Below are 12769 nucleotides of genomic sequence, written 5' to 3' on the forward strand. Positions count from 1 at the left end.
GACGCTGCTAAGATCATTCTCGGAGAGGGTCAAGAAGCCCTTAGAAATACTGACTTGACAGAGGCAGGCTTGAGAGAGATTACTGCTAAGGTCAAAGAAGCACTCGAATCCTTGAAAGGCAAGCAAGCGACTAAGGATGAAGAAGAAACGAAAGAAACAAGGAAAGAGCAAGGTCATCTTCCATATGGTACGATGGTTGCTAGCCTCCTCGCGCTTCTTGGTCTCCTTCTCTTCCTCATCGCGCGTCGTAAGAAAGAGTCAGAACTCAAGAAATTGACCAAGGAATTGACTAAGGTTCTGCAAGAAAGCGACCTTACAAATGTAGATGCGAAAGCTCTCGACCAAGCACGAGAAGCTCTCGCTCAAGCAGTTGCCTTCCTAGCCAATGAGAAAGAGTCTGACCACACAGAAGATGAGTTGATTGAGAAACTCAAAGCTATTCTTGCTCAGTTAAGATAAGTAAGATAAGCAAAGCCTAGACTAGTCAGAAGCCAGCTAGAATAGTGATTGATAGAATGTTGGAAAAACTCAATTTGAGGTGAACATTCAGAAAATCTTTCTCTGATAAAACGCATAATATCAAGTTTTTTAAGGCAAGGTATTATGCGTTTTTATCATTTTGAAACTTTTTGTTCCATCCTTTTTGTGATATTTTTCCCTTATTTCATAAACATTTCATATTTTGATTTTATAATAAGCTATAGTTCAGTTTTTACTATACTTTGATATTCAAATATGTTATACTATGATTATCAAAGTAAATGAAAGGGATTACGAACATGACGCCAGAAGAAATGTACCTGACAGAGCGATTGGATGTACAGATAGCTCATTTTTTAAAGAAAAGCGTTCAACATCGTAGACGCTATAAGGTATTAAAAATAACAGAAATCGTGGCAGGTTTTCTCATAGCTGTCTTTTGTGCTATTCCTATGCCAGGTGATCGCTATCGTTTGATTTCAGTTGCCTTGTCCAGTCTAGGCTTGCTGTGTGAGGGGATTCTCAATTTGTATAATGCCAAGGAACACTGGATTTCTTACCAAAAAACTGCGCAACTCCTGGAAAGGGAAAAATTCCTCTATCAATGCCAAACGGAGAAATATGCAGGAAAGACCAAGGCTTTTGCCCTATTTGTCAAGACATGCGAAGGTCTTATCTCAGAGGAAATCAACCAGTGGGAAAGTATCCAGTCAAAAGAAGTGGCAGCTAGTGCAGATGCTCCAGAGAAAAAAGAGTAGGAGGTGGAGGAAATGTATCAATCCAGCTACCTATTGCCCTTGCTCTGGTTAAAAAAAGAAGCCGATAAGGAAAAGATGAGCGCGACTCAGTGCCAGATATTTTTCTTTTATTATCAACTGTTTGAACTCTTATTTGCTAGAGAAAGCGACTTGAAAGACTTATGTCTGGGAAGGCAAGGTTTTTATTTCTCGCAGTTAGAGAAAGATTTGCTTTCTGGAGTTTCCCACTTTCTAAAAAACTTGGAGGGAAAAGTAACTCTCAAGGCTAACCAAGAAGTATCAGCTCGCAAAGCCCTTTTTTTAGCCTTGACAACTAGCCAGTCAGATTGGCAGGCTTTGGCTCCTGTTTTTGATTTTTATCAGTCTGTAGGGAGACTTGGACATCCTTCTCTCTTGAGTTCTCAGGACAGACAATATCTGATGTGGATTTACCAGTCAGCTTTGGAGAAGGATTATAGTGTCAAGGTAATTGGCGACAAGCATTTTGTATTGAAGAGACAAGATGCTACTAAATTGACAGGGCGCCAAACTCAAACTTTGGAAATTCTGAGCCAATCAGAAGACTTGGTCAATCCTGTCTATGTTACATTAGGAGAAAAGGGGGTGCTCTTGCTTGATTAAGAGAGGAGATGTTGTGGCTCTTTATTTGCCTTTTCCAAGTATTAGTAGCGATTTGGCTGTGAAGAATCATATGTATATTTGTATTGACAACAGCATGACTAAAAACAAAGAGTTGGTTAAAAATCAGACCTTCAAACCAGCTCTCTTGACCAGACGTTTGGTCAAGAACTTTATGATAGAAGAGCCGGATCTAGCTCGTAATCCTTTTACAAGACCAACCTTGATTGACTTAGATAAGGTATTTATGTTGGATAATACGGTCATTCCGACTTCTTATCTAGCCAGACGGCGACGTAATGTCTCAGAAGAATTGTACGAGGAAATTTTGGATCATTTAGTCCAACCACGGCTGATTTCGCTGAACAAGTCTGAGTTTATGCAACTCAATCCAGGAACTTATTAGGAGGTAGAAGATGACAAATAAAGCAGTAAATGACTTTATACTAGCTATGGATTACGATAAAAAGAAACTCTTGACCCATCAGGGAGAGAGTATTGAAAATCGTTTCATCAAAGAGGGGAATCAGTTACCCGATGAGTTTGTTGTTATCGAAAGAAAGAAGCGGAGCCTGTCGACAAACACAAGTGATATTTCCGTGACGGCTACCAACGATAGTCGCCTCTATCCAGGAGCCCTTCTCGTAGTGGATGAGACCTTGTTAGAGAATAATCCCACTCTTCTTGCGGTCGATCGTGCCCCGATGACTTATAGTATTGATTTGCCTGGTTTGGCAAGTATTGATAGCTTTCTCCAAGTAGAAGACCCTAGCAATTCAAGTGTTCGCGGAGCGGTAAATGATTTGTTGGCCAAGTGGCATCAAGATTATGGTCAGGTCAATAATGTCCCAGCTAGAATGCAGTATGAAAAAATCACGGCTCACAGCATGGAACAACTCAAGGTCAAGTTTGGTTCTGACTTTGAAAAGACAGGGAATTCTCTTGATATTGATTTTAACTCTGTCCACTCGGGCGAAAAGCAGATTCAGATTGTTAATTTTAAGCAGATTTATTATACAGTCAGCGTAGATGCTGTTAAAAATCCAGGAGATGTGTTTCAAGATACTGTAACGGTAGAGGATTTAAGGCAGAGAGGAATTTCTGCCGATCGTCCTTTGGTCTATATTTCGAGTGTTGCTTACGGGCGTCAGGTCTATCTCAAGTTGGAAACTACGAGTAAGAGTGATGAAGTAGAGGCTGCTTTTGAAGCTTTGATAAAAGGAGTCAAGGTAGCTCCTCAGACAGAGTGGAAGCAGATTTTGGACAATACAGAAGTGAAGGCGGTTATTTTAGGGGGCGACCCAAGTTCGGGTGCCCGAGTTGTAACAGGCAAGGTGGATATGGTAGAGGACTTGATTCAAGAAGGCAGTCGCTTTACAGCCGATCATCCAGGTTTGCCGATTTCCTATACAACTTCTTTTTTACGGGACAATGTAGTTGCGACCTTTCAAAACAGTACAGACTATGTTGAAACTAAGGTGACAGCCTACAGAAACGGAGATTTACTCTTGGATCATAGTGGTGCCTATGTTGCTCAATATTACATTACTTGGGATGAATTATCCTATGATTATCAAGGTAAGGAAGTCTTGACTCCTAAGGCTTGGGACAGAAATGGGCAGGATTTGACGGCTCATTTTACCACTAGTATTCCTTTAAAAGGGAATGTTCGCAATCTCTCTGTCAAAATTAGAGAGTGTACCGGACTTGCCTGGGAATGGTGGCGTACGGTTTATGAAAAAACCGATTTGCCGCTAGTCCGTAAGCGGACGATTTCTATTTGGGGAACGACTCTTTATCCTCAGGTAGAGGATAAGGTAGAAAATGATTAGGCTCGTGATGTTAAAATGAGTCTATCAAACCGTAGCTGTAAGAAAAAGTAAAAAGGGTAGTGAAACTCCTTGCTATACAGGGAATTAGCTACCTTTTACTTGTTTTAGAAGTGCCGTTGTACTAGTCTAACTTCAGTATTATGTAAAATCAAAAAGAACATAAATTTCTGTTTCAGGAACACATAAATTATAGTTTTGTTTAGAAGCTCTTCTATTGACTTCTTAGAATGCAATAGCGCCTATAAGAACTGTTGAATTTCAAAGTATTTACTTGAACTATGATATGTCTGGAGTAGACTGTCAACAAAAGGTGTAGTATGATTGTTTTTGTCGCTTATATCTACAACCTCAAAACAGTAGCTTGAGCGGACTTTGTCAAACTTGGCAGAAACTTTCTATTTACAGATAATGGTCTAGTTTGTTTTTTGAATGTTGATAAGGATGGAAAGGAAATATTGGCAACCAAAGTGCTCTCCTAGCTGTATTTGCTAATAAAATCTCTTTCCTCTAGTGAAAATCGAAAAAACTTGTGTTATAATAAGAAAGATTAAAATGTGAAAAAAGGAGATTCCTAATGGGACGTAAATGGGCCAATATCGTAGCCAAGAAAACGGCTAAAGATGGAGCTAACTCTAAAGTATATGCAAAATTTGGTGTAGAAATCTATGTAGCAGCTAAAAAAGGTGATCCGGATCCAGAATCAAACTCAGCCTTGAAATTCGTTATCGACCGTGCTAAACAAGCCCAAGTGCCAAAACACGTTATCGATAAAGCTTTGGACAAGGCTAAAGGAAACACAGACGAAACCTTTACAGAAGGACGTTACGAAGGTTTTGGACCAAATGGTTCTATGTTGATCGTGGATACTTTGACTTCAAACGTTAACCGTACAGCGGCTAATGTCCGTGCAGCCTTTGGTAAAAACGGCGGAAACATGGGTGCTTCAGGTTCTGTTTCTTACCTCTTTGACAACAAGGGAGTTATCGTATTTGCAGGTGAAGATGCGGACGCAGTCTTTGAGCAGTTGCTCGAAGCGGATGTTGATGTGGACGATGTAGAAGCAGAAGAAGGAACAATCACTGTTTACACAGCTCCAACAGACCTTCATAAGGCTATCGTTGCCCTTCGTGAGTCAGGTATCGAAGAATTCCAAGTGACTGAATTGGAAATGATTCCTCAGTCAGAAGTAGAATTGTCAGGGGATGACCTTGAAACCTTTGAAAAACTTTACAGCGTTCTTGAAGACGACGAAGACGTACAAAAAATCTACACAAACGTAGACGGGTTCTAATTTAACCTAGCGAACATGATCCTAAGTGAAAAAATCACTTGGGATTTTTTGCATCAAGAAAATAGTTCTCATGAAAACTTTTTTCTTGACATCTTTTCTGAAAATGGTAAAATAGTTCTCATGAAAACTTATTTAGTTTCTAGGAGAACTAAATACAAGGGTTAGAAAGGAGCAATCATGGATAAACCGATGTTAGTTTTTAAGCGTTTTGGTCATCAGATTCATCTCATGGTGCAAAAGGAAGCCAAACGTTGTGGTATTGAATTTATGGGTGGGCCTCAAGGTCAGGTTGTGCGTTTTTTGGATAATCGTGAGAAAAACCAAGACTTGGTCTTGATTAAAGATATCGAGCAGGAACTCAATATTACCAAGTCTGTTGCTAGTAATCTAGTTAAGCGTATGGTGCAAAATGGTTTGGTGGAATTGGAGGCGAGTCCTAGCGATAAGCGGGCAAAATTTGTTCGTTTGACGGACAAAGCACGTTCGCAGATGCAACAGGTTAAGGCCTTTTTTGAACGAATTGACAAGCAGTTGATGGAAGACATTGATGAAGGTGAATTACTGATTTTTGAGAAAGTTCTCGGTCAACTACAGGAAAATATCAAGGGAATAGGAGGAGAGAATGAAGAAATTAGCCAAACGAATTAGTAGAAAAGAATGGGGGATGATTTTACTAGCCATTCTCTTTACCTGCTTTTCGGTCTATTTGGAGTTGGAAGTGCCGACCTATATCTCGAAAATTACGGATTTACTGGGAACTCAGGGTACCAACTTAGATGAGTTATGGCAGCCAGCAAGCATGATGGTTGGAATGTCCTTTCTTGCCTTCTTGTCCGCAGTTGCAGTTGGATTTTTTGCGTCCAGAGTAGCTGCTTCTTATACTAGTAGGCTGAGAAGTGATATTTTTAACCGAGTTTTAGACTACTCGCAGACAGAGATTAAGAAATTCTCTATTCCCAGTCTTCTAACTCGTACTACCAATGATATTACTCAGGTTCAGATGTTGATTACTATGGGCTTGCAAGTAGTTACTCGTGGTCCGATTATGGCTATCTGGGCTATCGGGAAGATTTTAGGTCATTCAGAATACTGGCTCTGGGCCGTACTTGTGGCAGTGATTGTCAATGTTTTGATGACGACCGTTTTGATGACGCTAGCCTTCCCAAAACAGTCCTTGATTCAAAGTCTGACTGATAAACTGAACAGTATCACTCGTGAAAGTTTAACAGGTATTCGCGTTGTTCGTGCCTACAATGCTGAAAAGTACCAAGATGAAAAATTTGCAGCAGCAAATGATGAATTGACACGCTTGAATTTGTTTGTCAACCGTCTTATGGCTATTTTGAACCCTATCATGATGGGGATTTCAAGTGGTTTGAGTGTGGCGATTTACTGGATTGGGGCCTATGTGATTAACGACGCTGCTCCAATAGCGCGTCTGCCTCTCTTTAGTGACATGATTGTTTTCATGTCTTATGCTATGCAGGTTGTCATGGGCTTCCTTCTCATGGGAGCACTCTTCATCGTTCTTCCCCGAACTATGGTCTCTGCTAAGCGGATTAATCAAGTTTTAGATTTGCATTCTTCTATCCAAAACCCTGCTCAAGTGCAGCTGGCTGATGAAAACCTCAAAGGTCAGGTCGAGTTTAAGGATGTGACCTTCCGCTATGCGGCAAATTCGGAGGCGGTTATTGAGCATGTTAGCTTTAGAGCAGAAGTTGGTCAAACAGTGGCCTTTATTGGGTCAACAGGTTCTGGTAAATCAACTCTGGTCAATCTGATTCCACGTTTCTACGACGTGTCAGAAGGAGAAATTCTGGTGGACGGTGTCAATGTTCAAGACTATGACTTGAATGATTTGCGCAACAAGGTTGGTTATATTCCACAAAAAGCTGTTCTCTTTTCAGGTGATGTTAAGGGCAATTTGGACTTTGGACAGAGTCAAGAAACACCACTTAGTGAGCAAGCTATGTGGCAAGCCTTGGAATTGGCCCAGTCTAAGAACTTTATCGAAGACAAGGAAGCGGGCTTAGCATCAGAAGTGGCCCAAGGAGGAACCAACTTCTCAGGTGGTCAAAGACAGCGTCTGGCAATTGCGCGTGCCTTGGCTCGGAAACCAGAAATCCTCATCTTTGATGACTCCTTCTCAGCCTTGGACTACAAGACAGACCGTGTCCTACGCCAAGAGCTAGTAGAGAAAACAAAATCTATGACCAAGCTTATCGTCGCTCAGCGAATTTCTACAATTATGGATGCTGATTTGATTTTGGTCTTGGATCAAGGAAAAGTCGTGGGACAAGGCACCCACAAGGAACTTCTAGCTACCAACGAAGTTTACCAAGAAATTGCCTATTCACAACTATCGAAGGAGGAATTGGAACATGGAAAATAAGAAAATGTCTCTCTGGAAACAGAGTAAACCCTATCTTGCAGGTCTCCAGTTTGCCCTTCTAATCGCCTTTCTAGCAACAATCTTATCCAATATCATTACTGTATATGGTCCAACCCGTATTAAGGAAATGACTAATATTATTGCCAGTGGTCTGGAAACAAGTGTGGATGTCGCGGCGGTTGCAACCATTGGTGGTTTTTTGGCCGTGATTTATGTGATCGGACTTCTATCAAATTATTTACAGGCCTTTCTGTTTACAACAGCCATTCAACGTTTTTCAGAGCGTTTGAGAAGAGCTATTGCAGAGAAAATCAATCGCCTACCATTGAGATATTTTGATGGACACTCTCAGGGGGATACCTTGTCTCGTGTAACCAATGATGTTGACACTGCAGCCCAGTCCCTCAATCAAAGTCTAGGAACAGTTCTTTCATCTAGTTTACTGGTCGTAGCAGTATTGGTAACCATGTTTGGGATGAACTGGATTTTAGCCTTGGTGACGGTTGTGTCAACTCTTATTGGTTTTGTTTTCGTGTCCATTTTTATGAGCAAATCACAGGGCTTTTTTAGGAGTCAGCAACAAGATTTGGCAGCTGTCAATGGCTATGTGGAGGAAATGTACTCTGGCCATAATGTGGTGACCAGTTACAATGCCATCGAGAGTACGAAAGAAGAGTTTGCGAAATTAAACAATCGTCTGTATGACAGTATCTGGAAATCTCAGTTTATTTCAGGGATTATGATGCCGATTATGATGTTTATTGGGAACTTTAGTTATGCCTTGGTGATTATCGTTGGTGCAGCCTTGGCTCTGAATGGACAGATTAGTATCGGGATTATCGTTGCCTTTATGGCCTACGTTCGTATCTTTTCTCAGCCTCTTTCACAAATCGCCCAAGGGATTACTAGTTTGCAGCAGGCTAGTGCAGCCATGGGACGTGTCTTCGAATTTCTAGCTGAAGAGGAAATGGGAGACGAATCCCATAAAGAAAGACAATTGAGCGATATGAAAGGTCAAGTGGTCTTTGATCGAGTTTCCTTTGGTTACACACCAGAGAGAACTATCATCCATGACTTTTCTGCGACCGCTCATGCAGGGCAAAAGGTTGCCATTGTCGGACCGACTGGAGCTGGTAAGACAACCATTGTCAATCTTTTGATGAAGTTTTATGAGATTGATAAGGGGAGTATCCGTATCGATGGTGTGGATACCAAGGATATGAAGCGATCGGAAGTACACGATGCCTTTTCAATGGTCTTGCAGGATACTTGGCTCTTTGAAGGTACTATCCGAGATAATCTCATCTATAACCAAGAGGGGATTAGTGATGAGCGCGTGATTGAAGCCAGCAAGGCTGTAGGGATTCACCACTTTATTATGACCCTACCAGATGGTTACGATACAGTCTTGGACGACACAGTGACCTTGTCTGTCGGACAAAAACAACTCTTGACTATCGCTCGTGCTTTGCTGAAAGATGCGCCACTCCTAATCCTAGATGAGGCGACTTCTTCTGTTGATACCCGTACAGAGGAATTGATTCAGAAAGCCATGGATCGTTTGATGGAGGGAAGAACTTCCTTTGTCATCGCCCACCGCTTGTCAACTATCCGAAATGCTGACTTGATCCTTGTCATGAAAGATGGCAATATCATCGAGCAAGGAAATCATGATGAGCTGATGGCGCAAGCTGGTTTCTACGCTGATCTCTACAACAGTCAATTTACAGAAGACGAAGCAGAATAATAAATCGAAAGAAGGCTTGACGGCCTTCTTTTTCTGCACTATACTAGAAGACAAGTGCTTCCCTGCAAGCAAAATTTGAGTAAGTGATGAGAAAATATATGAAAAATTATCAAGAATGGTATGACCACATTGCTGGTAACATTGAAAATAAGCCCTTTCTTCTGAGCTTGTTAAGAACTTTCAATCGGTTCATGACGGTGGTTATGCCTATGATTTATCTAACCTTGTTAGCAATTACCTATCTCCAAGAAGGACTTGGGAAACAGGTCGGAATCTATTTGTTTATCCCTGCATCAGGTTTTGTGATTTTGTCCCTTCTCCGTAAGAAAATCAATGCCCCTAGGCCTTATGAGGAATGGGCTATTAAACCCTTGCTTGACAGAGATAGTCCTGGTCAGTCTATGCCTAGTCGTCATGTCTTTTCAGCAACCATTATCTCCATGGCTTGCTTACATGCTAGTTTATCTGTAGGGGGGATCTTGTTGGTCTTTTCAGCCCTCCTCGGTCTAGTGAGAGTCTTAGGTGGAGTGCATTTTCCCAAGGATGTAGTAGTTGGTTATATTTGTGCTCTTGTGTGGGGTGTGCTTTTCTTTCTATGTTGACCTGCAAGTTAAGGTAACCTTACAACCACTTACGGGTCTAAAGTAACCACTTGCTTTTTTGCTCTTGTTTTCTTATTTTTCCTTTGATATAGTAGAGTCAGAAAGGAGATGGAATGAAGTTACGAATCGAAATTGACAGCAATTTAGAGGAAACTGAAATTGTCATCAAGGCAGCGGCTTTGACAGATGAGATTGCGGATTTACAGCGGCTCTTGCAAGAGTCCAAGTCTCCTCGGTTGATTTTTTACAAGGGAACAGGTGAATATTATCTGGACTTATCGGAAATTCTCTTCTTTGAGACAGAAGGTAGCAAGATTTATGCCCATACCCAGAAAGATGCCTACGAAGTTCGGCTCAAACTCTATGAGTTAGAGTCTATCCTTCCTCGCTATTTTAGTCGGGTATCCAAGTCAACTATTGCTAATATCCGTCAGGTTTACTCGGTGGACAAGTCCTTTTCAGGAACGGGCACCATTTCCTTTTATCAGACCCACAAGGAGGTTCATGTCTCACGACATTACCAATCCCTCCTAAAAGAAAATCTAAGAAACATGAGGTAAGAACATGAAAAAGAAAGCATTTGGTATTGTGTTGCTAGTATTGGCAGCATGGATTTTATTACAGGGACATTATGGTGTTCCATCTTTGGAGACTAAGTATTCTCCTTTTGTCTTTATCGCTTTTCTATTGTATAAGGCAATAGAATCTTCCCTTAGGCATCATTGGACAAGTGCCACTTTTTTAGCATTAACAGCATTAAATATAGTGAATCTTTTTTATGATTGGATTCAGCTATCTCCTATTTCGCTTATTTTAGCTAGTATTTTAATCGTAATGGGTGTCAGCGCACTCACTCATTCTAACAGAACTTGGAATGGAAAAAAATGGTGGTATGATGGTGAAAAAAACATTCTTACAGATAAGGAAGTTGCTTTTGGGACTGGGACTTTCTACAAGCAAAATCAAGAATTGGTAGAGGATCAAGTAGAAGTTGGTTTTGGCAATGCCAAGATATATTACGACAATGCAGAGATTTTAGGAGATACTGCAACCCTGAAAGTAGAAGTTGGTTTTGGAAAGGCAGTTATCTATGTTCCCCAACATTGGAGAGTTGATTTGAAGGTGGAAACTTTCTGTGGTGTAGCCAAGGCAGATACTTCTCTAGCCCCAACAAGTAAAACCTTGATTATCCGTGGAGATGTGGCTTTTGGGAAATTGGGGATTGTCTACGTTAAATAAAAAAATCTTCACTTCAATCATCAAAATAGGCGTACTAAGAGTAGGAAATTGATGCCTTGCTCTGATTTCAGTTCTATGGTTGTTAGACTTTAAAAAATGAAATGTTGCCTTTAAAAGTTGTATATTTTTCGATATTTTGGCTCTTACGTTTGATGTATCTATGTCCTACAGCGTGGATGATGTAGTGTCAAATGTTTTTAAAAAAATGAATGATATTGGACAGCTTTTTGAACCTTTAATTGCTCAGGAGCCATGAAAGCAAACACTTGGGTTTATGACAAGGGAGAATGGTATTATGTAAGTTCTTCTGGTGCCATGCTAGCGAATGATTGGGTCAAAGATAATGGCAAATGGTATTATCTAGCTTCATCAGGTAAGATGCTTCGCAATACCTACACACCAGATGGCTATTACGTTGGCAACTCAGGCGTTTGGCAATAAGAATAAAAAGTCCTTTTCATGCAAGGAAGAGGCTTTTTACTTGCTTTTCTGTTGCTTCCTCATTTGTCCTGAAGCCTTTTTTGTGTTAAAATGAATGGTATGAAAGCTAAAAAAATGTGGATAGCAGGCTTGGCTCTGCTTGGTATTGGAAGCCTTGCCCTTGCTACGAAAAAAGTTGCAGATGACCGTAAGCTCATGAAGACTCAGGAAGAGTTGACAGCGATTGTGCGAGACCATTTTTCAGACATGGGGGAAATTGCGACCCTCTATGTTCAAGTTTATGAAAGCAGTCTGGAGAGCTTGGTTGGTGGCATCATTTTTGAAGATGGCCGTCATTATACCTTTGTCTATGAAAATGAAGACCTGGTCTATGAGGAGGAAGTCTTATGATACAACCAGCAAGTTTAGAAGAATTAGCATCTTTAGTAGAAAAAGATGGCAAGAAAGTCTTTCTTTTTGTGGCGGACTGGTGTGGCGATTGTCGTTATATTTATCCTGCCTTGCCAGAAATTGAGGAGACCAATCCAGAGTTCACCTTTATTCGAGTGGAGCGAGATCAGTATATGGATTTGGCCAAACTCTGGGATGTTTATGGAATCCCTAGCCTTGTTGTTTTAGAAAAGGACAAGGAAATCGGTCGTTTTGTTAATCGCGACCGTAAAAGTAAGCAACAAATTAACGACTTTTTAGCAGGACTGAAATAGGAGAAAAGAGAAACAATGATTTTTACATATAACAAAGAACATGTCGGTGATGTCCTTATGGTCATCGTGAAAAACAGTGGAGCTGCCAAACTGGATGTGGAGCGCAAAGGAAAGGTAGCCCGTGTTTTCCTCAAAGAAAATGGAGAAACAGTGGCGTGGAATATTTTCGAAGTTTCAAGTTTATTTGAAATTGCAGAGCGCGGTCAAGTCTTTTTGACAGATGATCAAGTCGCTCGTTTGAACCAAGAGTTGCAGGCGGAAGGCTTTGTGGAAGAAATTGTCAATGACAAAGAACCTAAGTTTGTTGTCGGTGAAATTGTCGAGATGGTAGCTCATCCAGATAGTGATCACCTCAACATCTGCCAAGTTGCAGTCGCAAGTGACAAGACAGTGCAAATCGTTGCAGGGGCTCCTAATGCGCGTCTTGGGTTGAAAACCATTGTGGCTCTTCCTGGAGCTATGATGCCCAAAGGCAATCTTATTTTCCCAGGCGAACTTCGTGGTGAAAAGAGTTTTGGCATGATGTGCAGTCCTCGTGAATTGCATCTGCCAAATGCTCCGCAAAAACGTGGTATTATTGAATTATCAGAAGACCAAGTTGTTGGAACTCCATTTGATCCAGCTAAACACTGGACTGCCTAAGAAGTTGTTAATATCTGATAGAC

15 protein-coding genes and 1 pseudogene are annotated in these 12769 nt (G+C 41.0%); all 16 read left to right on the forward strand.

What is annotated here, in order from left to right; translation table 11 throughout:
- A partial coding sequence (locus HT725_RS08425) for a hypothetical protein (RefSeq protein ID WP_173253399.1) occupies positions 1-459 on the forward strand: 459 nt, incomplete at its 5' end.
- Positions 460-779: 320 nt separating this feature from the next.
- Positions 780-1238: a DUF4231 domain-containing protein gene (locus HT725_RS08430; protein WP_031233612.1), complete on the forward strand. Its 459-nt coding sequence runs from the start codon at positions 780-782 to the stop codon at positions 1236-1238.
- Between the two features lie 12 nt (positions 1239-1250).
- Positions 1251-1859: a hypothetical protein gene (locus HT725_RS08435; RefSeq protein ID WP_173253400.1), complete on the forward strand. Its 609-nt coding sequence runs from the start codon at positions 1251-1253 to the stop codon at positions 1857-1859.
- Entirely contained in the window at positions 1852-2262 is a 411-nt protein-coding gene (locus tag HT725_RS08440; RefSeq protein WP_000595751.1) for a hypothetical protein, read from the forward strand. The genes HT725_RS08435 and HT725_RS08440 overlap by 8 nt, the downstream gene beginning before the upstream one ends.
- A 10-nt stretch (positions 2263-2272) precedes the next feature.
- Positions 2273-3688, forward strand: a complete 1416-nt coding sequence (gene ply / locus HT725_RS08445) for a cholesterol-dependent cytolysin pneumolysin (protein WP_173253401.1) — start codon at positions 2273-2275, stop codon at positions 3686-3688.
- A gap of 574 nt (positions 3689-4262) precedes the next feature.
- Positions 4263-4979 carry a YebC/PmpR family DNA-binding transcriptional regulator gene (locus HT725_RS08450; protein WP_000532882.1) on the forward strand — a complete coding sequence of 239 codons (717 nt, stop codon included), beginning with the start codon at positions 4263-4265 and terminating at the stop codon, positions 4977-4979.
- A gap of 177 nt (positions 4980-5156) precedes the next feature.
- Positions 5157-5627 (forward strand): MarR family winged helix-turn-helix transcriptional regulator, encoded by a 471-nt coding sequence (locus tag HT725_RS08455; protein WP_173253402.1) that lies wholly within the window; start codon positions 5157-5159, stop codon positions 5625-5627.
- On the forward strand, positions 5602-7371 hold the full coding sequence (locus HT725_RS08460) for an ABC transporter ATP-binding protein (RefSeq protein WP_173253403.1): 1770 nt from the start codon (positions 5602-5604) through the stop codon (positions 7369-7371). The genes HT725_RS08455 and HT725_RS08460 overlap by 26 nt, the downstream gene beginning before the upstream one ends.
- Positions 7361-9118 (forward strand): ABC transporter ATP-binding protein, encoded by a 1758-nt coding sequence (locus HT725_RS08465; RefSeq protein WP_173253404.1) that lies wholly within the window; start codon positions 7361-7363, stop codon positions 9116-9118. Before HT725_RS08460 ends, HT725_RS08465 begins: the two co-directional genes overlap by 11 nt.
- A 98-nt stretch (positions 9119-9216) precedes the next feature.
- Positions 9217-9720, forward strand: coding sequence for a phosphatase PAP2 family protein (locus HT725_RS08470; RefSeq protein WP_173253405.1), 504 nt, complete (start codon positions 9217-9219; stop codon positions 9718-9720).
- 113 nt (positions 9721-9833) lie between these two features.
- On the forward strand, positions 9834-10280 hold the full coding sequence (locus HT725_RS08475; protein WP_000776607.1) for a LytTR family DNA-binding domain-containing protein: 447 nt from the start codon (positions 9834-9836) through the stop codon (positions 10278-10280).
- Positions 10281-10284: 4 nt separating this feature from the next.
- Positions 10285-10959 (forward strand): hypothetical protein, encoded by a 675-nt coding sequence (locus HT725_RS08480; RefSeq protein WP_050243275.1) that lies wholly within the window; start codon positions 10285-10287, stop codon positions 10957-10959.
- Between the two features lie 243 nt (positions 10960-11202).
- Positions 11203-11400: pseudogene (locus tag HT725_RS08485) on the forward strand (N-acetylmuramoyl-L-alanine amidase family protein); the annotation flags it as partial.
- Between the two features lie 90 nt (positions 11401-11490).
- A complete protein-coding gene (locus tag HT725_RS08490) occupies positions 11491-11790 on the forward strand; it encodes a DUF4651 domain-containing protein (RefSeq protein WP_173234941.1) in 300 nt (99 codons plus the stop codon).
- Positions 11787-12104: a thioredoxin family protein gene (locus HT725_RS08495; protein WP_173234939.1), complete on the forward strand. Its 318-nt coding sequence runs from the start codon at positions 11787-11789 to the stop codon at positions 12102-12104. The genes HT725_RS08490 and HT725_RS08495 overlap by 4 nt, the downstream gene beginning before the upstream one ends.
- Before the next feature lie 15 nt (positions 12105-12119).
- Positions 12120-12746, forward strand: a complete 627-nt coding sequence (gene ytpR, locus HT725_RS08500; protein ID WP_173253406.1) for a YtpR family tRNA-binding protein — start codon at positions 12120-12122, stop codon at positions 12744-12746.
- Positions 12747-12769 lie beyond the last annotated feature (23 nt).

The organism is Streptococcus sp. 2579, assembly GCF_013277195.1.
Taxonomy (GTDB): Bacteria; Bacillota; Bacilli; order Lactobacillales; family Streptococcaceae; genus Streptococcus.

Coding starts and splice junctions, on each gene's coding strand:
- HT725_RS08430 (WP_031233612.1), top strand. CDS start 780: ATGACGCCAGAAGAAATGTACCTGACAGAGCGATTGGATGTACAGATA.
- HT725_RS08435 (WP_173253400.1), top strand. CDS start 1,251: ATGTATCAATCCAGCTACCTATTGCCCTTGCTCTGGTTAAAAAAAGAA.
- ply (WP_173253401.1), top strand. CDS start 2,273: ATGACAAATAAAGCAGTAAATGACTTTATACTAGCTATGGATTACGAT.
- HT725_RS08450 (WP_000532882.1), top strand. CDS start 4,263: ATGGGACGTAAATGGGCCAATATCGTAGCCAAGAAAACGGCTAAAGAT.
- HT725_RS08455 (WP_173253402.1), top strand. CDS start 5,157: ATGGATAAACCGATGTTAGTTTTTAAGCGTTTTGGTCATCAGATTCAT.
- HT725_RS08460 (WP_173253403.1), top strand. CDS start 5,602: ATGAAGAAATTAGCCAAACGAATTAGTAGAAAAGAATGGGGGATGATT.
- HT725_RS08465 (WP_173253404.1), top strand. CDS start 7,361: ATGGAAAATAAGAAAATGTCTCTCTGGAAACAGAGTAAACCCTATCTT.
- HT725_RS08470 (WP_173253405.1), top strand. CDS start 9,217: ATGAAAAATTATCAAGAATGGTATGACCACATTGCTGGTAACATTGAA.
- HT725_RS08475 (WP_000776607.1), top strand. CDS start 9,834: ATGAAGTTACGAATCGAAATTGACAGCAATTTAGAGGAAACTGAAATT.
- HT725_RS08480 (WP_050243275.1), top strand. CDS start 10,285: ATGAAAAAGAAAGCATTTGGTATTGTGTTGCTAGTATTGGCAGCATGG.
- HT725_RS08490 (WP_173234941.1), top strand. CDS start 11,491: ATGAATGGTATGAAAGCTAAAAAAATGTGGATAGCAGGCTTGGCTCTG.
- HT725_RS08495 (WP_173234939.1), top strand. CDS start 11,787: ATGATACAACCAGCAAGTTTAGAAGAATTAGCATCTTTAGTAGAAAAA.
- ytpR (WP_173253406.1), top strand. CDS start 12,120: ATGATTTTTACATATAACAAAGAACATGTCGGTGATGTCCTTATGGTC.